General features: G+C 55.5%; 18 protein-coding genes. 12 read left to right on the forward strand and 6 right to left on the reverse strand.

Annotated elements, in window-relative coordinates; all coding sequences use genetic code 11:
- The first annotated feature begins 248 nt into the window (after positions 1-248).
- The 10 genes from mdcA (at position 249) to ABIC79_RS17485 (ending at position 8,110) form a co-directional block, all read left to right on the forward strand.
- Positions 249-1,910 (forward strand): malonate decarboxylase subunit alpha, encoded by a 1,662-nt coding sequence (gene mdcA / locus ABIC79_RS17440; RefSeq protein ID WP_354567952.1) that lies wholly within the window; start codon positions 249-251, stop codon positions 1,908-1,910.
- 5 nt (positions 1,911-1,915) lie between these two features.
- Positions 1,916-2,773 (forward strand): triphosphoribosyl-dephospho-CoA synthase, encoded by an 858-nt coding sequence (locus tag ABIC79_RS17445; RefSeq protein WP_013573578.1) that lies wholly within the window; start codon positions 1,916-1,918, stop codon positions 2,771-2,773.
- Positions 2,774-2,813: 40 nt separating this feature from the next.
- Positions 2,814-3,116, forward strand: coding sequence for a malonate decarboxylase subunit delta (locus ABIC79_RS17450; protein WP_013573579.1), 303 nt, complete (start codon positions 2,814-2,816; stop codon positions 3,114-3,116).
- On the forward strand, positions 3,106-3,948 hold the full coding sequence (locus tag ABIC79_RS17455; protein ID WP_013573580.1) for a biotin-independent malonate decarboxylase subunit beta: 843 nt from the start codon (positions 3,106-3,108) through the stop codon (positions 3,946-3,948). The genes ABIC79_RS17450 and ABIC79_RS17455 overlap by 11 nt, the downstream gene beginning before the upstream one ends.
- A complete protein-coding gene (mdcE, locus tag ABIC79_RS17460; protein WP_013573581.1) occupies positions 3,945-4,760 on the forward strand; it encodes a biotin-independent malonate decarboxylase subunit gamma in 816 nt (271 codons plus the stop codon). The genes ABIC79_RS17455 and mdcE overlap by 4 nt, the downstream gene beginning before the upstream one ends.
- Positions 4,761-4,950: 190 nt before the next feature.
- A complete protein-coding gene (locus ABIC79_RS17465) occupies positions 4,951-5,913 on the forward strand; it encodes an AEC family transporter (protein WP_013573582.1) in 963 nt (320 codons plus the stop codon).
- 17 nt (positions 5,914-5,930) lie between these two features.
- Positions 5,931-6,557, forward strand: coding sequence for a malonate decarboxylase holo-ACP synthase (locus ABIC79_RS17470; protein WP_354567956.1), 627 nt, complete (start codon positions 5,931-5,933; stop codon positions 6,555-6,557).
- Positions 6,558-6,584: 27 nt separating this feature from the next.
- Entirely contained in the window at positions 6,585-7,520 is a 936-nt protein-coding gene (mdcH, locus tag ABIC79_RS17475; RefSeq protein ID WP_013573584.1) for a malonate decarboxylase subunit epsilon, read from the forward strand.
- Between the two features lie 100 nt (positions 7,521-7,620).
- On the forward strand, positions 7,621-7,860 hold the full coding sequence (locus ABIC79_RS17480; RefSeq protein WP_013573585.1) for a DUF4160 domain-containing protein: 240 nt from the start codon (positions 7,621-7,623) through the stop codon (positions 7,858-7,860).
- On the forward strand, positions 7,844-8,110 hold the full coding sequence (locus ABIC79_RS17485; protein WP_013573586.1) for a DUF2442 domain-containing protein: 267 nt from the start codon (positions 7,844-7,846) through the stop codon (positions 8,108-8,110). The genes ABIC79_RS17480 and ABIC79_RS17485 overlap by 17 nt, the downstream gene beginning before the upstream one ends.
- Here ABIC79_RS17485 and ABIC79_RS17490 read toward each other — a convergent pair.
- The 6 genes from ABIC79_RS17490 to greB form a co-directional block, all read right to left on the reverse strand.
- Positions 8,090-9,010 (reverse strand): LysR family transcriptional regulator, encoded by a 921-nt coding sequence (locus ABIC79_RS17490; protein WP_013573587.1) that lies wholly within the window; start codon positions 9,008-9,010, stop codon positions 8,090-8,092. The genes ABIC79_RS17485 and ABIC79_RS17490 overlap by 21 nt on opposite strands.
- Before the next feature lie 68 nt (positions 9,011-9,078).
- Positions 9,079-9,318, reverse strand: a complete 240-nt coding sequence (locus ABIC79_RS17495) for a FeoC-like transcriptional regulator (RefSeq protein ID WP_013573588.1) — start codon at positions 9,316-9,318, stop codon at positions 9,079-9,081.
- Between the two features lie 8 nt (positions 9,319-9,326).
- Positions 9,327-11,645: a Fe(2+) transporter permease subunit FeoB gene (feoB, locus tag ABIC79_RS17500; protein ID WP_013573589.1), complete on the reverse strand. Its 2,319-nt coding sequence runs from the start codon at positions 11,643-11,645 to the stop codon at positions 9,327-9,329.
- Between the two features lie 86 nt (positions 11,646-11,731).
- Positions 11,732-11,956: a ferrous iron transporter A gene (gene feoA / locus ABIC79_RS17505; protein ID WP_013573590.1), complete on the reverse strand. Its 225-nt coding sequence runs from the start codon at positions 11,954-11,956 to the stop codon at positions 11,732-11,734.
- A gap of 398 nt (positions 11,957-12,354) precedes the next feature.
- Positions 12,355-14,685, reverse strand: a complete 2,331-nt coding sequence (locus tag ABIC79_RS17510) for a Tex family protein (protein WP_131638459.1) — start codon at positions 14,683-14,685, stop codon at positions 12,355-12,357.
- A gap of 111 nt (positions 14,686-14,796) precedes the next feature.
- A complete protein-coding gene (greB, locus tag ABIC79_RS17515) occupies positions 14,797-15,270 on the reverse strand; it encodes a transcription elongation factor GreB (RefSeq protein ID WP_013573592.1) in 474 nt (157 codons plus the stop codon).
- A gap of 231 nt (positions 15,271-15,501) precedes the next feature.
- Here greB and ABIC79_RS17520 point away from each other — a divergent pair, with 231 nt between their 5' ends.
- On the forward strand, positions 15,502-21,519 hold the full coding sequence (locus ABIC79_RS17520) for an alpha-2-macroglobulin family protein (protein ID WP_354567961.1): 6,018 nt from the start codon (positions 15,502-15,504) through the stop codon (positions 21,517-21,519).
- 56 nt (positions 21,520-21,575) lie between these two features.
- Positions 21,576-23,945 carry a penicillin-binding protein 1C gene (pbpC, locus tag ABIC79_RS17525; protein WP_121019995.1) on the forward strand — a complete coding sequence of 790 codons (2,370 nt, stop codon included), beginning with the start codon at positions 21,576-21,578 and terminating at the stop codon, positions 23,943-23,945.
- Positions 23,946-23,950: the final 5 nt, after the last annotated feature.

Consider the following 23,950-nt stretch of genomic DNA (forward strand, 5'->3'; position numbering starts at 1 on the left):
TTTCTGTGCGCTCCTTCTCTTTCTTTGTTCTGTATCAATTTGTTTTTAAAGAAATACGTCAGATCGTTACTCTCAGCGTAACGAAGTGTCCGGACGCTTAATTGATGCAATATTCTTCGCTGCTTACACTTAGCAGGCTATCAAAACAGGTCAAATGTGATGCAACCGCCACTTGACTGAACTTCCCGATGCCTCTTGTTTCATCACGCCGGGAAAGATTCAGCAAGCTCAACCCAGGGAGGTTTGGCATGCCGCAACATCCGCAGACCACGAAAGTGTGGGACACCCGCCGCAATGAAAAACAACGGCGTATCGACAGTGTCCGTTCCGTGGCAGAGGGTAAAGTTTTACCCACAGATAAAATTATCCCCATCCTCGAAACGCTGATTGCCTCCGGCGACCGCGTGGTGATGGAGGGTAACAACCAAAAACAAGCTGACTTCCTTTCCCGATCACTGGCGAAAGTGAATCCTGAAAAGCTGCATGATTTACATATGATCATGCCGAGCGTCAGCCGCGCTGAACATCTGGATCTCTTTGAACGTGGCATCGCCCGTAAGCTCGATTTTGCGTTCTCCGGTCCGCAAAGCCTGCGCATCGCGCAGTTGCTGGAAGACGGTCAGATGGAAATCGGTGCGATCCACACCTATATCGAACTGTATTCCCGTCTTTACGTCGATCTGGTGCCGAACATCGCACTGATCGCCGGTTTCAAAGCTGACCGCAAAGGCAATCTGTATACCGGCGCAAGCACCGAAGACACCCCGGCGCTGGTCGAAGCCGCAGCCTTCAAAAACGGTATCGTAATTGCGCAGGTGAATGAACTTGTTGAAGAAGACACCGATCTGCCGCGCGTCGATATTCCGGGCGACTGGATCGATTTCGTGGTCGTCGCCGACAAGCCATTCTTCATCGAACCGCTGTTCACCCGTGACCCGCGCCTGATCAAACCGGTTCACGTGCTGATGGCCATGATGGCCATTAAAGGCATCTACGCCAAACACAACGTGCAGTCGCTCAACCACGGTATCGGTTTTAACACCGCCGCTATCGAACTGCTGCTGCCCACTTACGGCGAACAGCTCGGCCTGCGTGGCAAAATCTGTAAACACTGGACACTGAACCCGCATCCGACGCTGATCCCGGCGATTGAAAGCGGCTGGGTGGAAACCGTTCACTGCTTCGGCGGCGAAATGGGGATGGAAGAATATATCCGCGCCCGTCCTGACGTGTTCTTCACCGGCTCCGACGGTTCTATGCGCTCCAACCGTGCGTTCTGCCAGATGGCAGGCCAGTACGCGGTAGATATGTTCATCGGTTCGACCTTGCAGGTTGACGGGCTGGCGAACTCGTCAACCGTGACCCGCGGTCGTCTGGCCGGTTTCGGGGGCGCGCCTAACATGGGGCATGATCCGCACGGTCGCCGTCACTCCACGCCAGCCTGGCTCGACATGATTGAAGAGCCGGACCCGATGGCACGCGGTAAAAAACTGGTCGTACAGATGGTGGAAACCTTCCAGGCCGGGGGCAAACCGACATTCGTTGAGAAACTCGAAGCCGTTGATGTGGGTAAAGAATCCGGTATGCCGCTGACGCCGGTGATGATTTACGGCGACGACGTGACCCACGTGCTGACCGAAGAAGGTATCGCCTATCTTTACCGCGCCCGTTCTCTCGAAGAACGCCGTGCGATGGTGGCGGCAGTTGCCGGTATCACTGACATCGGTCTGGGCGTTGACGCCAAACGCGTCGCCGACCTGCGCCGTCAGGAACTGGTGGTCTTCCCGGAAGATATGGGCATCCGCCGCACCGACGCCACCCGTTCATTACTGGCGGCGGGCAGCGTGAGCGAGCTGGTTGACTGGTCCGGCGGCTTGTATAACCCGCCAGCCAAATTCCGTAGCTGGTGATCACTATGCCGCAGACTTTAACGACTGGCGCTCTGCTCACAGCGGAAGAACTGGCCGAAAGGCTGGCAGAAACGGCGACGCAGGCGCTGATCGACGAAGCGCGGCTTAGCCCGAAACCGGGGCTGGTAGACAGCCGGAGTGCCGGAGCCCATCAGGATTTAAGTTTAGATCTGATGGTGCGTTCGGCGCGCAGCCTGACGTCCACGTTCTATTTGCTGGCTTTACACAGCTGGCAGCGCCCGGCGGATATCGCCCTGCGTCAGGAAGTGGGCCGTTTAGGTCGTGCTGGCGAAGCGCAGATGATGGCAGAAACCGGCGGCGTGAATACTCACCGGGGCGCTATCTGGGCGATGGGGTTGCTGGTCAGCGCCGTCTCCATGCAGCCGGAAAGTTTACTGCCGCTGCATATTGCGCAGCGCGCCGCGAAAATTGCAGCGTTACCCGATGCTTTCAGCCCGAAAAAATTCAGTAAAGGTTCGCACGCCGTGCAGCGTTATCAGGTGCCGGGTGCACGCGAAGAGGCGCAAAGCGGTTTCCCGCACATTATCGGTTGTGCACTGCCGCAGCTTCATCACAGCCGGGCACACGGCGCCAGCGAAAGCGAAGCGCAGGTCGATGCCTTACTGGCGGTGATGTCCACACTGGCCGACACCTGCGTGCTGTCACGCGGTGGCTTACCGGCGCTGGAAGCCATGCATCAGGGCGCGCAGGCCGTGCTGGAAGCCGGTGGCACCAGCACGATGGCGGGCAAACAACGGTTGCGCCATCTCGAACACCGGATGCTGGCGGACAACACATCGCCCGGCGGTGCCGCTGATTTACTGGCTGCGACGCTGTTTCTTGACCGCGTCAGCGTGGTCTGAACCGGATACGCATTAACTAACATCAGTACAAAGAGGTGTTATGGAACGTTTTGAATTTAACTACCCGGCGGCAAAACCGCTGGCAGGCCGTGCCGAAGCAGGCGTGGTAGGTTCCGGCGATTTAGAAGCGCTGTATGAACCAAAAACAGTCAATGAACTGAACATTATCGTCACCACCTCGGTCGACGGCAGCCATACCTTATGGCAGAACTTTTTTAACCGTCTGAGTGCGCTGCGTGAATTACCGGCCGGTCGTCTCGACATCAATGATTTTGGCGCCACACCCGGCGTTGCCCGTCTGCGTATCGAACAGGTCTTTGAGGAGGCTGAAAATGCCAACTGATACTGATCAGAGCTTTATCGAACTGAGCGCCCGTCAGCGCGCCCGCAAATTGCTGGACGCCGGGACTTTCCGTGAACTGCTCGGGCCGTTCGAACGCATTATGTCTCCGTGGCTGGAACCGCAGGGCATCGTGCCGCAGGCCGATGACGGCATGGTCGTCGCCAAAGGTCAGATTAACGGCCAGCCTGCTGTCGTTGTGGCGATTGAAGGCAGCTTCCAGGGCGGCAGCATGGGCGAAGTGTCCGGTGCCAAAATGGCTGCTGCGCTGGAAATGGCTGCAGAAGATAACCGTAACGGCATCCCGACGCAGGCCGTTCTGCTGCTGGAAACCGGTGGTGTGCGTTTGCAGGAGGCCAATCTGGGTCTGGCGGCGATCGCGGATATTCACGCCGCCATTGTTGATTTGCGCCGCTATACGCCGGTGATCGGCGTCGTTGCCGGTACTGTTGGTTGCTTTGGCGGGATGTCGATTGCCGCCGCGCTGTGCAGCTATCTGATTGTCACCCGTGAAGCCCGTCTGGGACTGAACGGTCCGCAGGTTATCGAACAGGAAGCCGGTATCGATGAATACGATTCCCGCGACCGTCCGTTTATCTGGAGCATGACCGGTGGCGAAGTGCGTTATCACAGCGGGTTTGTTGATGCGCTGGTGAAAGATTCCCTGAATGAAGTGAAAGACAGCGTGCTGGCCTTTATTAAAGCGGGCGTACCTGCGACACATCGTTCTGATAATTATGATTATTACCTGCCAAAACTGACCGGTTTTGACACCGCGCAGCAGGCCAGCCGTGAAGTGACGGAAGCCTTGTTTAACCGGGAGGATCGCGCATGAGCAACGTAGCAAATAATGCAGCCAGCCGGGGTGATTACTGGTTCGCTGAACTGACCAAAGACGCCACTCCGGTAACCGGTCTTTGCCCTTCCGTGAAAGCGGCTGACGGCAAAATGAATGACCAGCCGGTACGTTTCATCGCCGTGGTGCCGGACAAAAATAACCAGTATCCGCGTGCAGCGGGCGGCGAAGTCGGTTTGCTCGAAGGCTGGAATCTGGCAAAAGTCGTTAACGACGTGATTGACGCCGACGCGGATGCCAGCACCAAACGCGCCATCGTGGCGGTCATCGACGTACCAAGTCAGGCTTATGGTCGCCGCGAAGAAGCGTTCGGTATCCATCAGGCGCTGGCCGGTGCCGCAGGCGCTTACGCCAAAGCGCGTCTGGCCGGGCATCCGGTGGTCGGGCTGATTGTCGGTAAAGCGATGTCCGGTGCGTTTCTGGCGCACGGTTATCAGGCTAACAAACTGATCGCCTTCAAAAACAACGGCGTGATGATCCACGCGATGGGTAAAGAATCCGCCGCACGTATCACCTTACGTTCTGTGGATGCGCTGGAAAAACTGGCTGCCACCATTCCGCCGATGGCTTACGACATCGAAAACTACGCCACGCTGGGCCTGCTGTCGCAATTACTCGACATCGCTGATCCGGATAAGGCCACACCCGACGACATCAGCAACGTGCAAAACGTTGTCTGGCAAAACATCCAGGACGCACGCAAAGAAGGCGTTAGCCTCAGCAACCGTCTGGGTGCAGAAAACCGCGCAAGTTCGCAGCGCGTTCGCCAGCAGATGCGCCAGGAATGGTAATTCGTTAACAACTTTCAGTCTCAACCGGTAACGCACCTGCAAACAGCGTGACGCAGCCGCATTGCGGGTTCCCGCCCTGACATACCGTCCGGGCGAGGGCCTGCTGTTGTCTGCAACTGGACTGTCATACTAAAAAAACCATCGCACCGGCGCCGACTGAGCAATCATTTTTTGCCTCAGGAAAAACGCTATGACTTACGTAATATTGCACGCGCTTGCCCCTATTTTCGTCATCATGATCCTCGGTTTTTACGCCGGGAAAGCGAAAATGGTGGATAACCAGAATGTCTCTTTACTGAATATTTTCGTGATGGATTTTGCTTTACCTGCTGCGCTGTTTGCAGCCACCGTACAAACCCCGTGGGCGGGCATTGTGGAACAGTCACCGCTGATTCTGGTGCTGGTTCTGGCGATGTGGATAACCTACGCGGCGATTTACTTTATTTGCACCAAAGTCTTCAAAAAATCTGCGCAGGATGCGGCGGTTCTGACGCTGACTGTCGCACTGCCGAACTATGCGGCACTGGGTTTGCCTATTCTGGGCAGCGTGCTGGGTGATGCGCCGTCAACATCGCTGTCCGTCGCGGTCTCTATCGCCTGCGGTTCTGTGCTGATGACGCCGTTCTGTCTGCTGATCCTTGAACGTGAAAAAGCACGTCTCAGTGGTGAAAATCAGGGATCTTCCCTGGCATTGCTGCCGGTTCTGATGTGGCGCTCAGTGAAAAAACCGATCGTCTGGGCACCGTTGCTGGGCGTGATCCTGTCAGCGATTGGCATTAAAATGCCGGAAATCTTCCTGGCTTCGATCAAGCCGCTGGGGCTGTCAGCCACCGCATCTGCGCTGTTCCTGACCGGTGTGATCCTGTCAGCCCGTAAACTGAAAATTAACGGTCCGGTGTTGTTGTCTTGTGTGGCGAAAAACCTGATCCAGCCGTTCATCGCCTGGGGTCTGGTTCTGGCATTTGGCCTGAGCGGTCAGGTTGCTGTGACCGCAATACTGATGATTGCGCTGTCTGCCGGTTTCTTCGGTATCGTGTTCGGTAACCGTTTCGGTGTGCAGTCCCCGGATGCAGAAGCATCACTGCTGATCAGTTCCGTATTGTGTATCGTGACTTTGCCGCTGTTTATCTCACTGACCGCTGCATTGCATTGATTTAAGAAGGATTGAATATGTGTGACCCGCGTGCCCATGATTTTGTCTGGATAAGCGACCGTTCAGCGCTGCAAAGCGACACAACCTTACCCGAATGGGTAAACACCGGCTGGCGCACTGCGCTGCCGCTGGTAGTGCGTCGCGATAAGCGTGCTGACGGTGCGGTTCCGGTGGGTATTCGCGGGCTGACCCGTATTCAGCGAGCCGCCGCCTGGATTGACCCGGCGGCGGTGGTGCGGGTCGTCACGCCCGAATCACTGGTCAGCGACGTCAACGCACTTTTGCACTCGCCGTTTGTGTCTCAGCAACCGGTGCAGGCGCTGATCACGTTATGCAGTCTGCAACTGCCTTTCTCATGGGGGGTGACGGGCAGTTGCGCCTACGCGCTGGCCAGTGATCTCCCGGTGATGCATGCCGACAGCGATCTCGATTTACTGGTGCGTTGCGACACACCGGCAGAACCTTCTCAGTTTTCCGATTTTTACGACCAGCTTCAGCGGCTTCCCTGCCGCGCCGATGTTCAGATCAATACGCCGCAGGGGGGATTTGCCCTCAGCGAATGGTTGCGTGGCGGTGACATCATGCTGAAAACGGCGTCCGGCCCGTTGCTGGTGCGCGACCCGTGGCAATCGCCGGCAGGCTAAGGCCCGCAAAAAGAAGCAAGGAGCACGATGAAAATCTTATTTACCTTCCCCGGGCAAGGGCCGCAGGTGCCGCAAATGCTGCATCGCCTGCCGGATAACCCGCTCACGCATTCCCTCATCGAACAGGCCAGCCTCGCGCTGGATGAAGACGTTCTGCTGCTCGACAGCGCCGATGCTCTGCGTTCCACCCGCGCGGTACAACTGTGTTTACTGATTGCCGGTGTGGTCTGGGCGAAACAATGTCAGGCCGAAGGAATCGAAGCTGATTTTTGCAGCGGGCTGTCGATTGGCGCGTTTCCGGCGGCGGTGATTGCCGGTGCGCTCGACTATTGCGATGCTGTACGTCTGGTCGCGCTGCGCGGTGAGCTGATGCAACAGGCTTATCCGCAGGGCTTTGGCCTCTCGGCGATCACCGGTCTGCGTCAGATGCAGGTTGAAGATCTGGTGGCGCAGGTCAACAGTGCAGAATCGCCGGTATATCTGGCGAATATTAACGCGGAAGATCAACTGGTGATTGCCGGCAGCGATGCCGCGATGGCGCAGGTGATGCAACTCGCTAAAGCGCAGGGCGCACAGAAAACCCATCAGCTGGCGGTCAGTGTGCCGTCACACTGTGCGCTGCTTGATCAGCCTGCGGCGAAACTGGTTGAGGCGTTTAAACAGATTCATATTTCCCGCCCGATCAGCGGTTATCTCAGCGGAACAACCGGGCGTGTGTACTGGCAACCGGAAAAAATCGCTGACGACCTGGCGATGAACATGGCCCGTACTGTCAACTGGCGTGACGCCATGGTTGCCGCGTATCAGCGCGATGTGCGACTGGCAATTGAAATGCCGCCGGGCGCGGTGCTGAGCGGCCTGACACGCCGCGCGATGGAGCAGGGCGAAGCGCTGTCGTTATGCCAGTCGGGTATGCAGGTTGCGCGACGTCTCGCAACACGGTTACGGCAAAACGAACGCTGATTAAAGGCGTGATAGGTTGGTGATGCTACGGAATAAAAGCCTTTCCTGAGTGAAAGGTTTTTTGTTTTTATCGGACTGTTTATACAGGGAAGTCACCGCCATGCCAGTGATACTACGCTTTAAAAATTACCGTTTTTTCTTCTATTCCAATGAAGGAAATCCTCTTGAACCGCATCATATTCATGTAAGATCTGGTCAGAAAGAAGCCAAACTATGGCTTTCACCTGTTGCCCTATGTCGCCAGACAGGTTCTTCTGCCAAAGAGATCAGGGAAATTATAACGTTAACTAACGTTTATCAGACACTATTTCAAGGAGCATGGAATGAATATTTCGCCTAAAAGTGTTCGTTTTGATGAAAGTACAATGTGGGTGACTCTTGAAGATGGCCAGATCCTGACAGTGCCGCTGGCGCAATTTCCTGTTCTGCTGAACGCAACACCCGCACAGCGTCAGGATTGCGAAACCAGTGCTTATGGTTTGCATTGGGATGCTCTGGATGAAGATATTTCCATTGAGGGCTTAATCGTGGGAAAGCCGATCGCTAAACCGGCGACCCATACGAATGCGTCAGCGCTTTCTGCTCGCTAGCGCATACATCCGGCTTTCAGCGGCGAGGGCGAGCAGATTCGGGTCGTGCTCGCGGCTGTGCGGAAAGACCAGCGAAATGGTCTGGCGCATCTGGTAGGCTTCGGCCAGTGGCAGTAATTTTACCGTATTCTCATACACGCCTTTCATCCTGCCGGGAATCAGTGTGTAACCGACACCCGCCTGCACCAAACTCAGCATCGAGAAAATATCATTCACCCGCGTCACGATATCCGGTTCGAAACCGGCGACCTGGAAGGCTTCCTGAAAGCCGTGATAGGTGGCGAACCCTTCAGCCAGCGACACGAATTTCTTCTGTTTGTAATCGCGTAAATCCGCTGTGCCTTCTGAAATCAGTTCTGCGCTGGCCGGTGCGGCGAGGAAGATATCGTCCTGAAACAGCGGCAACTGATCGTAACGCTGGGCATCGACATTGGAATCACTGGTCGAAATCAGGATGGCATCCAGCTGACCGTCTTCCAGCTTGTGCAGTAAATCATTGTTGGACCCCATCACCAGTTCCAGTTCAAGCTCCGGACGGCGCAGTTTCAGCCCCATGATCAGGCGCGGAATGGTTTCCAGCGTCAGCGAATATAACGTGCCGACTTTCAGCCGCTTATCGCCAAAACCGGCGGCGCGCCGGGTCGCCAGGATACCGTGTTCCATTTGCTCGATGACCTGCGTCGCGTGCTCCAGCAGCGCTTCAGCCGCAGGCAGCGGCAGCAGATTGCGGCCACGATGGATAAACAGCGGGCAACGTAAACCTTCTTCCAGTGAATGCAGGGCGCGATGCACGCTGACGCTGCTCAGACCGAGTTGTTCAGCAGTACGCGTGATGTTTTGCTTTTCCATATAAGCGAGGAAGATTTCGAGTTTACGGAAGGTGATTTCACTGTCGATCATGCAGGCTCCTGCGGGCGTAAACGAGGAGTGATGATAGCCGCGACGCGGCTATCAGGAAAGGCTTTGAATCAGTGTCGGGTGAGCTGATAGCTCACCGTGAGGCATTTCTTGCCGTCGGCGCAGCTTTTACAACTGCCGCTCAGACAACTGTCATCAGCTTCGACCACTTCTGCTTTGCGCATGGCGACCAGCCGTTCAAGCATCGCCTGCACCAGCGGTTGTGGTGCATTAAGCTGATGGCTGAGCTGGCGGGCATCTGCCCGCCCGGCCAGTGCGAGACTGTCGCGAACCTGAATCAGACTGGTCATCTCATCTCCTAGTGGCAATCGCTGCCGGTAGCGGGTTTACAACAGGCCGCCACATTGCGCGGTTGCAGATGAACGCTGACCCGGCTGCGGGCTTTGCGCAGGGCGGTTAAGACGAGGGCATTGAAGATCAGTACGATCAGGATAATGCCCGCGCTGTGTGCCGGATGCGTGCTGAACGTTGCCGCCTGATAGAACAGGGTTGCCAGTGAGTACGCCACGTTCAGCCCCCAGAAGATCGAGAACGTCATCCAGCTACGGCTGGTTTCACGAGCAATCGCCCCCATCACCGAGACGCAAGGCACGTAAAGCAATACAAAGATCAGGTAGCTGTAAGCCGAAATCGCCGAACCAAATTTGGTGCTCATGACGCCCATTGAGCTGACGCCCATTTCGCCGTCGCCTTTGCTGGCTTCGATCGGGTTCGACAGCACGCTGATGCTGAAGGTATCTTTCAGACCCTGCCAGGTTTCTTTCACCGCGCCGCCCAGTTCATCGAACAGGTTGAAGCTGGCCGCATCGAAGGCTTCATTGGTGATGTGTTCGGCGGTATATAGCGTGTTCAGCGTACCGACCACCACCTCTTTTGCCATCGCACCGGTGACCAGACCCACGGTCGCCTGCCAGTTGTCAGGATGTACGCCCATCGGCGAGAGCACCGGTGTCAGCACTTTACTGACTGACGCCAGCGCCGAGTCATTGATGTTATCCACCGCCTTGCCGCTGAACGAGAAACTGTTCAGTGCGCCGATGAAAATACTGGCAATCACGATTACCTTACCGGCGCGCAGTACGAAACCTTTCAGACGTTGCCACGTTTGCAGCAGCAGGCTTTTCAGGTGCGGAACGTGATACACCGGCAGTTCCATCACAAACGGCGAGGCTTCGCCGCGCATGATGGTGTATTTCAGCAGCAGTCCGGTCAGGATAGCGACCACGATGCCCAACAGATACAGCGAGAACACCACGGATGCGCCGTCCTGCCCGAAAAAGGCCGCAGAGAACACCGCAAAAATCGCCAGACGTGCGCCGCATGACATGAACGGCGCCATCATCACGGTGATCAGCCTTTCGCGCGGCGCATCCAGCGTGCGGGCACCCATAATAGACGGCACGTTACAGCCGAAACCGACAATCAGTGGCACGAAGGATTTACCCGGCAGGCCGAGCGACTGCATCAGCCTGTCCATGACGAACGCGGCACGCGCCATATAACCGGAGTCTTCAAGGAACGACAGGAACAGATACATCATGCCGATTTGTGGCACCAGAGGCAGCACGGTATTGATACCGCCACCCAGCCCCTGTGCCAGAAAAATGGTCAGCCATTGCGGGAAATGCAGGGTAAAGCCAATCCACTGCGTACCCTGAATGAAAATCGCGGCGGAGCCGATATCGAAAATCGGCTGCAGCGCACCACCGATGTTGATGGCCAGCACGAACATCAGATACATCACCAGCAGGAAAATCGGTACGCCCAGAAAGCGGTTGAGGATCACGCGATCGAGCACCTGCGTCAGTTTATTCGGCGCCGTAAGGTGGGAGTTGCTGATCTCTGCGCAAAGCGCCGCGATGCTCTGATAACGCGCATCGGCGATCAGCAGTGCCGGATCGTCCAGTTTCTGCTCAGCCAGCCGGGCTCTCACCTGCGGCAATAATGCCTGTGCGTTGCCTGCGTGCGTCTGGCTATAAATATCCCCTTCAAGAATTTGCAGTGCCAGCCAGCGGCGTTGTTGCAGCGCCATGGCTGGCGGCATTTCGGCGGCCAGGACATCGACTTCCTGTTGTAAAACCGGATGATATTGCACACGTTCCAGCACAGCCACTTGTGGCAATTCGTCGATGGCGGCTTTCAGTTCTTTGATGCCGCTGGCACGGGTAGAAACCAGCGCCACCACAGGGCAACCCAGACGAGCAGACAGCGCAGGGATATCAATATTGATGTTCTGTATTTTGGCGATATCCAGCATGTTCAGCGCCACGATGCATGGCACGCCCAGTTCCAGCAGTTGCAGTGTCAGGTATAAATTGCGCTCGAGGTTTGAGGCATCGACGACGTTGATCATCAGATCCGCGTCGCCGCTCAGAATGTAATGGCAGGCAATTTGTTCATCGAGCGAAGTTTGCTCGGAAATGGTGGTCAGGGAATAGGTGCCCGGTAAATCCACCAGCGTAATCTGGTGCGCTGCGGTGGCAAACTGACCTTCTTTGCGCTCGACGGTCACGCCTGCCCAGTTACCGACACGCTGGCGTGAACCGGTTAACTGATTGAAAAGCGTGGTCTTACCTGAGTTTGGGTTACCAATCAGGCCGATCGTTAATGGTTTCATTCGATAAAATCTACGTGTCAGAAAAGGTAAACATGCAAGCCCGGGGCCGCCGCGAAAAATGAACTGTCAAAGGCCTGATGTTGGGATCAGGCCATCATCTCGAGCTGGAGGAGATCGAGGTCTTTTCTGCGGACGACGAGGCTGGTACGGCGGGTTTCGATTTGTACCGGATCACCCATGGGCGCAACGCGGATAATGTTGAAAAATGACCCCGGTAACATCCCGAGTGACAACAGTTTCTGCCGGTAAGCCGGGCTGATTTCGTGTGAAAAGCCGGTAATTTTATAAGCACGTTTTGATTGAAGTTGCATAGTTCCTCGCGAAGCATTCAGGCATTTTGGGGGCAGCGTGACAAAGGTTACGCCGCGCTTCCGTGCCCGGTGATCTCACTTAACTGCGAAATATTGCTCAGAAATTGTCCATGGTGCGAAATTGTCAGCCTGTGGCTGACGGCGTATTGAATACGCAAAGAAGTACAAACGAGAATAGTTATCATAATTAGTACGCGTATAGAGACAAAAGAAAAGAGGGGGTGCCTCTTCACGGGAATCTCCACCGCGTCGCTATCGTATGCCTGCCGGATGGCCGATTTATTGATTTACCTCAGTGATTGATTCATTAAGACAGAGTTTAAAAAGTGTCGAAAAAAGATACATAAAAAAAGCCGCTGGATATCAGCGGCTTTGGTGTGGCGGGGAAAAACGAAGAATTAACGTTTTTTGCCGAGCGCGGCGGCCAGAGCATCGGCCATCGCGTTATTGCCTGCTGGCGCGGCATTGCGGCCCGACGGTTTGTTTGGCGCGTGGCGTTTCTGATTGTCTCGTGAATCTGACGCTGGCGCGGAAGAACGGCGCGCGGGTGCTTCGCCCGGTTGCTCGTCCAGTCGCATGGTCAGCGCGATACGTTTGCGTTGCAGATCGACTTCCATCACTTTGACTTTGACGATGTCGCCGGCTTTCACCACCGTGTGGGGATCTTCGACGAATTTGTTCGCCAGTGACGAGATGTGAACCAGGCCGTCCTGATGGACACCAATATCGACGAACGCACCAAAGTTGGTGACGTTAGTGACAGAGCCTTCGAGGATCATGCCCGGCATCAGGTCGTTCATGGTTTCAACGCCCTCGGCAAAGGTCGCGGTTTTAAACTCTGGACGCGGATCGTGCCCCGGTTTTTCCAGCTCTTTGATAATGTCGGTGACCGTCGGCACACCGAACTGCTCATCGGTGAATTCGCTGGCTTTCAGGCCACGCAGCACATTGGAATCGCCCATCAGTTCTTTCAGCGCCAGCTGTGTCGCCGCCAGAATGCGTTCCACTACCGGATAGGTTTCCGGGTGAACTGTCGAGGCATCAAGCGGGTTGTCGCCGTGGTTGATACGCAGGAAGCCCGCGCATTGCTCAAAGGCTTTTGGCCCCAGACGGCTGACTTTCAGCAACTGTTCGCGGTTACGGAACTGACCGTTTTCGTCGCGCCAGTTAACGATATTCTGCGCCATCATGCGTGTCAGACCGGCCACGCGGGTCAGCAGGGGAACGGATGCGGTATTGAGATCAACACCCACGGCGTTCACGCAGTCTTCGACCACGGTATCGAGTTTTTTCGCCAGCTGAGACTGGCTGACGTCGTGCTGATACTGACCAACACCGATGGATTTCGGGTCGATTTTCACCAGCTCCGCCAGCGGATCTTGTAATCGACGGGCGATAGAGACTGCGCCGCGAATAGAAACATCCAGATCCGGGAATTCCAGTGCCGCCAGTTCGGAGGCGGAATACACCGACGCACCGGCTTCACTGACAATCACTTTCTGCGCTTTTACCGCCGGGAACTGTTTTTGCAGCTCAAGGAAGAAACGCTCGGTCTCGCGGGATGCGGTGCCATTACCGATCGCCACCAGTTCGACATTGTGTTTGATACACAGCGCGGCAACCTGTTGTGCGGCTTTTGCTGCCTGACCGGTATGGGGATAAACCGTATCGATATCCACCAGTTTGCCGGTGTTATCCACAACGGCGACTTTTACACCGGTACGTAAACCCGGATCCAGACCCATAGTGGCGCGCATACCGGCGGGGGCGGCCATCAGCAAATCGTGCATGTTGCGGGCAAAAACGTTGATCGCTTCATCTTCGGCGCGTTCGCGCACGGTGCCCATCAGCTCGGTTTCGAGGTGCAGCAGCACTTTGATACGCCATGTCCAGTTGACCACGGCACGACGCCAGACGTCAGCAGGCGCGTTGTTCAGGCGCAGGCCCAGATGGTCGATGATCAGTTGTTCGGCATAGCTTTCTTTTGGCGGCTCGTCATGCTGCGGATCGGCATTCAGCGCCAGTTGTAAGATACCTTCGTTGCGGCCGCGGAACATCGCCAGCGCGCGGTGCGAAGGCACCTGAGAAATCGGTTCGTGATGGTCGAAATAGTCGCGGAATTTCGCGCCTTCCTGCTCTTTACCTTCCACCATCCGGGACGTCAGATGGGCGTTTTTCCACAGGTAATCGCGGACTTTCGCCAGCAGCGCGGCATCTTCTGCAAAGCGTTCCATCAGAATGTAACGTGCGCCATCAAGGGCAGCTTTGGTGTCGGCCACGCCTTTATCGGCATCAATGAATTTTGCGGCAGCAGCGTCCGGCTCGTTTTGTGGCTCGTTCCACAGCAATTCGGCCAGCGGCTCCAGACCGGCTTCGATAGCGATTTGTCCGCGCGTGCGGCGCTTGGGTTTGAACGGCAGGTAAAGGTCTTCCAGCTCGGTTTTGCTCAGCGTGGTATTAATGGCTTTTGCCAGGTCGTCGCTGAGTTTGCCCTGTTCTTCGATAGATTTGAGGATGGTCTGGCGACGGTCTTCCAGCTCCCGCAGATAACCCAGACGGGTGTCCAACTGACGCAGTTGGGTATCGTCCAACCCACCGGTGACTTCCTTACGATACCGCGCAATAAACGGCACGGTATTACCTTCATCCAGCAGACGCACCACGGAAGCAACCTGCTCCGGGCGAACCTGCAATTCACTTGCGATAATGCGGCTCAGTTGATCATTCATAGGTCTGATATCAGTTTTTTTCGTTTAAAAAGCAGGGCACAGTTATACGGTTTGAAGACATAAAATGCCAGTCATCAGGCTGTCCGCCTGCGTGTTTTGAGAGTTAGCTGATCATTTCCCGTAGTCAATCTCATTGACGTACCAGGTCGCGTCGCCAACCGGCGTGGTGACCACCAGACTGTCGCCGACTTCTTTTTTCAACAGCGCGCGCGCCATCGGCGAGTCGATAGAAATGTAGTCTTTGCGGCCAAAAATTTCGTCATATCCGACAATGCGGAAACGCTTGATGTCGCCGTCGTCATTTTCGACTTCCACCCAGGCACCAAAGAACACTTTGCCGTCCTGTTGCGGTGAATAATCGACGATGCGCAGCTGTTCCATGCATTTGGTCAGATAGCGGATGCGGCGGTCGATTTCACGCAGCCGTTTCTTATTGTACTGGTAATCGGCATTTTCACTGCGGTCGCCCAGGCTTGCAGCCCAGGTGACCTTTTTGGTCACTTCGGGGCGTTCATCGCGCCACAGGAAATCCAGTTCAGTTTTGAGCTTGTCGTAGCCTTCACGGGTAATCAGTTTCGTCTTCATGTCACCTGTCGCTTTGCGCAAAATCCTCGCGCTATTGTTTCACACAATCGTGTCGCTGGCAGCGCAGAAATCAGCCGGAAATCCCCGGTTGCTGCTACGCTTTATCTGATGGCTTTTTAGGCGAATAATCATTATCCTGCGGCGCAATGCGTTGAATTTAATAAAAGTCCTGATTCGCATAAAAATATCACTTCTGGCGATGGTTCACAGGGATTAGGGGTACAGCAACAAATGGATTTATTAAAATTCTTACTTCGTCTGCCTTTTACATTGATAAAAGGTGTTTTCCGCGTGCTGGCTTTTGTTCTGGGCCTGCTGGGTCGTGTCTTCAAACCGCTGGTCGGGAATATTGACTGGCGGGCGCCTGCCTGGTGGACAGCCACTTCCGGCTGGCTGAAGCGCAGCTTTACGCGGATGGAAAATGGCGTAGATAAATACCCGAAAGCCATCAGTCTGGCGATTCTGGTTTTGCTGTGCGCCGCAGGTGCTGGCGTTTACGGCTGGCACTGGTGGCTCAATCGCCCGCAGCCGATAGAACCTGCACCAATGGTTTATCAGAACACCAGCGTCAGCGTCAGCGGCCCCGAGTCCGTCAATTACGCCGCGCAAAAGCCTGCACCGCAGCAAGTCATTTTTAGTTTCCGTCATTCTGCCGCGCCCGTGACGGAAGTGGGCAAAGTGGTCGAAAAAGGGATTTCCCTGAAACCTGCCACGGAAGGTGAATGGAAATGGGTAAGTGGTTACACCTTAGTGTTCACGCCTAAAAATCCGCTGCCGATGGGCAACAAATATGATGTGAACTTCACCCCTGATGTGCTGCTTGCGCCACAAATTAAACTGGCGAAAACTCGCTATGAATTTTCTGCCCCAGCTTTCGGTTATCAGTTGGGTCAGGCCGAGTATTATCAGGACCCGCAGGATCCCCAAAAACGCAGCGCGATTTTTAACGTTAAATTCAACGCACCGGTGGATGTCGCCAGTTTCGAAAAACAGATTTCGCTTGGCCTGACCGAAGGGAAAGCCAAAACCGGGACGAAACTCAATTATTCTGTGGTCTATGACCAGAAGAAACTCAATGCCTGGGTACATTCCGAACCGCTGAAATCGCTGGATCACGGTGGTTCCGTGCGTGTCATCATTGGCGAAGGCGTGAAGGCCTCTGTACTCTCAAATGCCACCGCGCAGGCGAAGAATGGCGTGGTGTCCGTGCCGACGCTCTATAGCCTGACGGTGAATGAAGCCAGCGCGCAGGTGGTGGATGCCGATGGCGCGAAAGGCCAGCGTGCGCTGATCGTCGGGTTCAGCGACGCGGTCAAAGACAAAGATATCCGCCAGGCAGTCAAAGTGTGGTTACTGCCACAGCATAATCCAAACGATCAGGACGAAGCCAAAGGCCCGGATGATTACGCAAGCTGGGCAGTCGACAGCGTCGAGAATAATGTGCTCGCGCAGGCCACCCCGCTGAATATCCAGCTTAATGACGCGGAAAGTGATTATCAGCCGCAGTTCAGCTTCCGTTTCGATGCGCCAGCCCACCGTGCCATGCTGGTGGAGATTGACAATATTCTGACATCTTCCGGCGGCTATAAAATGCCGGAAAAAGTCTACCGCATCGTTCAGGTTCCGGATTATCCGAAATCCCTGCAATTTATGTCGCAAGGCTCGTTGCTGTCGGTCAACGGTGACAAGCAAATCAGCGTCGCGGCGCGTAACGTACCGGGGCTGCGCCTGGACATCAAACGGGTGATCCCGAGCCAGCTGCAACACATCGTGTCGTTCAAAAGTCGTGAATATTCATCGGCGGAATTTAACCGCCTGAATGACGAGTATTTCACCGAGCACTTCAAATATCAGACGGCGGTGAATAACGACAAGCCGGGTGAAGTGAATTATCAGGGCGTCGATCTTTCGCGTTATCTCTCCACCGATCCGACCTCGCATCGCGGCGTATTCCTGCTGACGCTGTCGGAATGGGATCCGAAAAAGAAAGAAGTGAAACCGGAAGCGGATGACGACGGCAATGTGTATCAGGATGAAGACCAGAGCGGAGATGAAGCGCCGGTTGGCGATTCGCGATTCGTTGTTGTCACCGATTTGGGGATTATTGCCAAGCGTTCGCAGGATAAAACACGCGACGTATTTGTGCAGTCAATTCACAGCGGCACACCGGTGGCAAATGCGAAAGTCTCGGTTATTGCTAAAAACGGCGTCACGCTGCTGACTCAAACCACCGGTGCTGACGGGCATGTACGTTTCCCGGCGCTGGACGTTTATACCAGCGAGCGTCAGCCGGTGATGTTCCTGGTGGAAAAAGAGGGCGATGTCTCCTTCCTGCCAGCGGACCGGAATAACGATCGCGGCCTCGACTTCTCCCGTTTTGATGTCGATGGCGAAATCACCCCCAATGACCCGCGTACGCTGAGCAGTTATCTGTTCTCCGATCGCGGCGTTTATCGTCCGGGGGATACCTTCAATATCGGGTTGATCACCCGCGCTGCCGACTGGAGCAACGGGCTGGCGGGTGTGCCGGTGCGTGCGGAAATTCACGACCCGCGCGACAAGCTGATGAGCACCATCCCGCTGACGCTCGGTGCCAGCGGTTTCAATGAGCTGAGTTATACCACTGACGATAATTCACCTACCGGTGAATGGAATGTCTATCTGTATCTGATCGGCAAAGACAATGAGTCTTCCACTTTGCTGGGACATACCTCGGTTAACGTCAAAGAGTTCGAGCCGGATCAGCTGAAGGTGAAATTACAACTGACGCCGGAGCGTAAACAAGGCTGGGTGAAACCCTCAGAATTGCAGGCCAATATTGACGTACAGAACCTGTTCGGTACGCCTGCGCAGGACCGGCGCGTGACCTCGAAACTGACGCTGCGCCCGATGTATCCGAGCTTCGATCAGTTCCCGGATTACGCTTTCTATGAGAACCGCCAGAACAGCGACGGTTTCGAAACGGAGCTGGAAGACCGCACGACGGATGAAAAAGGCGCGGCGAATATCCCGCTGGATCTGAAATCTTACGCTGACGCGACCTATCAGTTGCAACTGCTGTCCGAGGCGTTCGTGGCCGGTGGCGGACGTTCCGTGGCCGCAACGGCTCGGGTGCTGGTATCGCCGTATGACTCTCTGGTCGGCGTAAAAGCCGACGGCGATTTAGGCTATATCAACCGCGATGCAGCGCGCCATCTGAACATTATTGCGGTCGACCCGTCGCTGAAGCAGATTGCGTTGCCGGATCTGAAAGTCGCGCTGATTGAACAGAAATACATTTCAGTGCTCACCAAACAGGATTCCGGCGTTTACAAATATCAGTCGAAAATGAAGGAAGTGCAGTTGTCGGAACAGCCGCTGTCACTGACGGCGCAGGGCAACGACCTGACGCTGGCGACGGATAAACCGGGTGATTTCGTGCTGGTTATTGAAGATGCGAAAGGCAATGTGCTGAACCGCATTGGCTATACCGTGGCCGGTAACGCCAACCTCAGCCGTTCGCTGGACAGGAATGCCGAACTGAAGCTGAAACTCAATCAGGCGGAGTACCAGCCGGGTGAGGAAATCGAGGTATCCGTTAACGCGCCGTACACCGGCAGCGGGCTGATTACCATCGAGAAAGATAAAGTCTACAGCTGGCAGTGGTTCCATACCGACACCACCAGTTCGGTGCAGAAAATCCGTGTTCCTGCAGGCATGGAAGGCAACGGCTACATCAACGTGCAGTTCGTGCGTGATGTGAATTCCAATGAAATCTTTATGAGCCCGCTGAGCTACGGCGTGATGCCGTTCAAAATCAGCACTAGAGCCCGCCAGAACACTCTCGACGTCAACGCGCCTGAGGTGATTAAACCGGGGGAAAATCTGGTCATGACGGTGAAGACCGACGGCCCGCAACAGGTGGCGCTGTTTGCCGTCGATGAAGGGATTTTGCAGGTGGCGCGTTATCGCCTGAAAGATCCGCTGGAGTACTTCTTCCGTAAACGTGAACTGGGCGTGGAAAGCTCGCAGATTCTGGATCTTATCCTGCCGGAATTCAGCAAGCTGATGCAGCTCGCCGCCGCGCCGGGCGGTGACGCCGGTGAAGGGCTGGATCTGAACGTCAATCCGTTTAAACGTAAGCGCGACAAGCCGGTGGCGTACTGGTCGGGCATTACCGAAGTGAACGGCGAGAAGCAGTTTGATTATCCGGTGCCGGATTATTTCAACGGTAAAATCCGCGTGATGGCGATTTCCGTGACGCCGGACAAAATCGGTAAAGCGCAGACCTCGGCAACCGTGCGCGACAACTTCATCATGACGCCAAACGTGCCGTCGATGGTGGCACCGGGTGATGAGTTTGATGTCAGCGTAGGTGTCAGTAACAACCTCGAAGGGCTGAACGGCAAAAGCATTCCTGTTGCTATCCACCTGACTGTACCGCCGCAGCTTGAAGTGGTGGGCCAGGCCGATCAGAACCTGTCGCTGGCTGAAAAACGCGAGGGCGTGATTAATTTCCGCTTACGCGCCAAAGCCTTGCCGGGTGATGCGCCGCTGGTGTTTGAGGCGACGTATGGCGATAAAACCAGCCGCCGCACGATCAGTACGTCGGTGCGCCCGGCAATGCCGTTCCGCACGCAGTCGGTGATGGGACGCATGAACGGCAGCGGCCAGAACGTCGATAACCTGCGTCAGATGTTTGATGCTTACGCGGTGCGTAACGCGGCGGTGTCCAACTCGCCGCTGGTACTGACCAGCGGGTTATCCCAGTATCTGGCGGATTATCCGTATTACTGTTCTGAGCAGATTGTCAGCCGCTCGGTGCCGCTGATCCTCGAAACCGTGCATCCGGAAATGCGTGGCAATCTCAGCCCGGCGGACAGCAGCAAGCAACTGAAAGATATGCTGGGGGTGCTGCGTTCACGACAGAACGACAGCGGCGCGATTGGCCTGTGGCGTTCATCGCCGCAAACCGATCCGTTCGTCACGCCGTATGTAGTGCAATATCTGCTGGAAGCCAAAGCGGCGGGCGTTGCGTTGCCAGCCGGTATGCTGGAAGAAGCCAATTCGGCACTGCGCGAACTGGCGGCAAATCAGAATGATGATTTGTATACCCTGCGTCTGCGCGCATGGGCGGTTTATTTGCTGACGCGTCAGGGTGAAATCACCACCAGTTCGCTGGCCTCGGTGCAGGATACCTTGCAGCAGCGCTATCCGGACACCTGGAAAACCGATCTCAGCGCGATGTATCTGGCGTCTTCTTACCGTCTGCTGAAAATGGATGATGAGGCGAATACGCTGTTGCAACCAACGTGGGCGCAACTGAGCAGGGCGTATGACAAAGCCTGGTGGACGCAAAGTTACTTTGATCCACTGGTGCAGGACGCGACGCGGCTGTATCTGATCACCCGTCACTTCCCGGAAAAAGTCTCCGCGATTCCGCCACAGGTGCTGGAAAATATGGTCAAGGCACTGAAAGAGGAACGCTACACCACGTATTCCTCGGCAATGAGCATTCTGGCGCTGGAGAGTTATTCCGCACAGGTGGCGGCGCAGGCCACGGCACCGGATGCGCTGAAAATTACGCAACTAAGCAAAACCAAAAATGTGGAACCGCAGCTGATTTCACAGGTTCAGGGGCTGTTTGCTAAAGCGAATTTCACCGCTGACGCACAGGCACTTCGCATTGAAAACGGCAATAACGCGCCCGCCTGGTACGTGGTGACGCAGGCGGGTTACGATCTGGCAGCGCCGAAGAAAGCCATTTCCCGCGGTCTGGAAATCACCCGCGATTACACCGATGAAAAAGGCAATGCAGTCACGCAGGTGACGCTGGGGCAGAAGATCAATGTGCATCTGAAAGTCCGCGCCAACTCGCAGGAAGGGCAGGACAATCTGGCGATTGTGGATTTGTTGCCGGGCGGATTCGAAGTGGTCCAGCAAACGCCACCGGAACCGGAATCTGACAGCAGTGATGAAAACAGTGAAGCAGAAGCTTCAGCGTCCTGGCAGTCACCGCTGGCGGCATCGGGTTCTACGTGGGCACCGGATTACAGCGATATTCGTGAAGATCGCGTGGTGATTTACGGCAGCGCCAGCACCGATGTGCAGGAGTTTGTGTATCAGATTAAAGCCACCAACACCGGCAGTTTCGTGATCCCTCCGGCTTACGGGGAAGCGATGTATAACCGTGAAGTTCAGACGTTGTCGGTCAGTGATAAAAAACTGGTGGTCGTGCCGGCTGATGAAGCGGCTGTTGCTAAAAAATAACACAATGCAGAAGCCCCGCCGCTGATGGCGGGGCTTAACCTGTTCTGAGTAGCAAGATGATCACCTTTCGCGCATTTTCTAAAACAGCCAAACGTCTGCTGCAAAACATCGCGATGGCGGTTTTTTTACTGGCGATGATTATTGTGGCATGCCGCCTCTGGCCACATCCGCTCCTTTCTCAGGGCCAGCCTTTTTCCACCGTCTATTATGACCGTCAGGGTACGCTGATGCGTATCACGCTGGCGAACGACGACCGTTATCGCCTCTGGACGCCACTTGAACAGGTTTCTCCGCTGGCGGTGAAAAGCTTGTTGCTGCATGAAGATCGCTGGTTTTATATCAACCCCGGTTTTAACCCGTTCAGCCTGATGCGGGGGTTCTGGCGCAGCTATGTGACGGGTGGAAAGATGCAGGGCGGCTCCACTATCACGATGCAACTGGCGCGGATGCACTGGCATCTGAACACCCGCACGCCATCGGGTAAAATCATGCAGGTTCTGCGCGCGGTGCAACTGGAACTGAGTTATTCCAAACATGACATTCTCGAAGCCTATCTGAATACCGCACCGTACGGGCGAAATATTGAAAGCATTGGCGCGGCCAGCCTGATTTATTTCAACAAAGCCCCGAAGGATCTGACGTTACCGGAAGCACTGACGCTGGCGGTTCTGCCACAATCGCCGAGCTACCGTATCGACTCTAAAACGGGTGTTGTCGGTGCGGCGCTGACGCAGGCTCGTAACCGGCTTTTCCAGCGCTGGCAGGCCCATTATGCAACCGACAGCAGCCAGACTTCATTGTTCAGATTGCCGCTGGCACTGCGCCAGCCCGAACAGATGCCTTATATTGCGCCGCATTTCATCGAGCAGTTACGCCAGCAGAACCCGCAAATTATCCGCACGGATACCCGTATCGACACCACACTGGATGCCGGTTTGCAGCGGCTGATCGAGCGGCAGGTGAATGCGTTTATCACCCGCAACGAAAGCCGTGGGATTCACAATGCTGCTGTTGTGCTGGCCGATACCCGTGATATGGGTGTGCGTGCGCTGGTCGGTTCCGCCGATTACTACAACCGTACGATTCAGGGGCAGGTGAACGGCACCAATGCGAAACGCTCGCCCGGTTCGGCGCTCAAACCGTTTATTTACGCGCTGGGCATGGAGCAGGGCGTGCTGCATCCGATGACTATTCTCAAAGATGTACCTTCAGCATTTGGGGCATATGCGCCGGAGAATTTCGACCGGCGATTTCTCGGACCAGTGACTGCCACCGATGCGCTGAACTTCAGCCGCAACATTCCGGCCGTGTATGTGGCTTCACAGCTTCGCCAGCCGACGTTCTATCAGTTTCTGCGTCTTTCCGGCGTGGCGGATATGTCCAGCGAGAACCATTATGGTTTATCGCTGGTGCTGGGCGGTGGCGAAGTGACGATGCAGGAACTGGCAAAACTGTACGCATTGCTGGCGAACCGTGGCGTCTTACAGCCGTTACGGATGCAGAAATCCGATCCGCGGCAGACAACGCCGGTCAGGTTACTGAGTGAAGAGGCCAGTTTCATCACCCTCGATATGCTGCGCCAGCACCGCCGTCCGGGCGATACGCTGGCACAGGCACCGTCTTCACTGCCAGTTTACTGGAAAACCGGCACGTCCTGGGGCTTTCGTGATGCCTGGAGCGTGGGGGTTTTCGGGCCTTACGTGCTGGTGGTGTGGGAAGGGAATTTCGACAGCAAAGGCAACAACGTGTTTGTCGGTGCCGATGCGGCCGCGCCGCTGTTCTTCAATATTATCGACAGCATTACCGCCAGTTATCCTGATTTGCAGGAACCCAAACGCCCGTTTCCCAAAGGGTTGAAACGGGTGGATATCTGCCTGGCCAGCGGTGATTTGCCGACGCCATGGTGCCAGCAAAAAGGCAAAACCTGGTTTATTCCGGGCAAGTCGCCGATCAAAGTCGATACGGTTTACCGCCCGGTGCGCCTCGATAAACTGACCGGTGAAGTGGCATGCCCGCCTTATGAGGAGGACGAAACCCGTACGGAAGTGTTTGAGTTCTGGCCATCGGATCTGGCGAATGTTTTTGCACAGGCAGGGTTGCCAAAACGTAAGCCCCCGGCGAATCACTGCAAGGATGAGGGCGTTGACGTGAGTGGCAATCCGCCACGCATCACGTCACCGCTGAAAAATACCACCTACACGCTGCGGCAGTCACAGCAAGGCCGTGACCGGATTTCCTTTAATGCGGTCACGGATGCGGACAGTAAAACGGTGTACTGGTTTGTCGATGACATCTACCTCGGCAGCTCCGCCAGCAAATCCGCTATCGACTGGCGGCCTATCAATAACGGCCAGTATCGCATTCGCGCGGTGGACGACCACGGGCGCGCGGACAGCCGGTTGGTGAGTATTGAGATTGTGAACTGAACAGC

It is taken from the genome of Rahnella sp. 2050, assembly GCF_040544515.1.
GTDB lineage: Bacteria > Pseudomonadota > Gammaproteobacteria > Enterobacterales > Enterobacteriaceae > Rahnella > Rahnella aceris.

Excerpts from the sequence above, each read along its gene's own strand:
- mdcA (WP_354567952.1), top strand. The coding sequence starts at position 249 with ATGCCGCAACATCCGCAGACCACGAAAGTGTGGGACACCCGCCGCAAT.
- ABIC79_RS17445 (WP_013573578.1), top strand. The coding sequence starts at position 1,916 with ATGCCGCAGACTTTAACGACTGGCGCTCTGCTCACAGCGGAAGAACTG.
- ABIC79_RS17450 (WP_013573579.1), top strand. The coding sequence starts at position 2,814 with ATGGAACGTTTTGAATTTAACTACCCGGCGGCAAAACCGCTGGCAGGC.
- ABIC79_RS17455 (WP_013573580.1), top strand. The coding sequence starts at position 3,106 with ATGCCAACTGATACTGATCAGAGCTTTATCGAACTGAGCGCCCGTCAG.
- mdcE (WP_013573581.1), top strand. The coding sequence starts at position 3,945 with ATGAGCAACGTAGCAAATAATGCAGCCAGCCGGGGTGATTACTGGTTC.
- ABIC79_RS17465 (WP_013573582.1), top strand. The coding sequence starts at position 4,951 with ATGACTTACGTAATATTGCACGCGCTTGCCCCTATTTTCGTCATCATG.
- ABIC79_RS17470 (WP_354567956.1), top strand. The coding sequence starts at position 5,931 with ATGTGTGACCCGCGTGCCCATGATTTTGTCTGGATAAGCGACCGTTCA.
- mdcH (WP_013573584.1), top strand. The coding sequence starts at position 6,585 with ATGAAAATCTTATTTACCTTCCCCGGGCAAGGGCCGCAGGTGCCGCAA.
- ABIC79_RS17480 (WP_013573585.1), top strand. The coding sequence starts at position 7,621 with ATGCCAGTGATACTACGCTTTAAAAATTACCGTTTTTTCTTCTATTCC.
- ABIC79_RS17485 (WP_013573586.1), top strand. The coding sequence starts at position 7,844 with ATGAATATTTCGCCTAAAAGTGTTCGTTTTGATGAAAGTACAATGTGG.
- ABIC79_RS17490 (WP_013573587.1), bottom strand. The coding sequence starts at position 9,010 with ATGATCGACAGTGAAATCACCTTCCGTAAACTCGAAATCTTCCTCGCT.
- ABIC79_RS17495 (WP_013573588.1), bottom strand. The coding sequence starts at position 9,318 with ATGACCAGTCTGATTCAGGTTCGCGACAGTCTCGCACTGGCCGGGCGG.
- feoB (WP_013573589.1), bottom strand. The coding sequence starts at position 11,645 with ATGAAACCATTAACGATCGGCCTGATTGGTAACCCAAACTCAGGTAAG.
- feoA (WP_013573590.1), bottom strand. The coding sequence starts at position 11,956 with ATGCAACTTCAATCAAAACGTGCTTATAAAATTACCGGCTTTTCACAC.
- ABIC79_RS17510 (WP_131638459.1), bottom strand. The coding sequence starts at position 14,685 with ATGAATGATCAACTGAGCCGCATTATCGCAAGTGAATTGCAGGTTCGC.
- greB (WP_013573592.1), bottom strand. The coding sequence starts at position 15,270 with ATGAAGACGAAACTGATTACCCGTGAAGGCTACGACAAGCTCAAAACT.
- ABIC79_RS17520 (WP_354567961.1), top strand. The coding sequence starts at position 15,502 with ATGGATTTATTAAAATTCTTACTTCGTCTGCCTTTTACATTGATAAAA.
- pbpC (WP_121019995.1), top strand. The coding sequence starts at position 21,576 with ATGATCACCTTTCGCGCATTTTCTAAAACAGCCAAACGTCTGCTGCAA.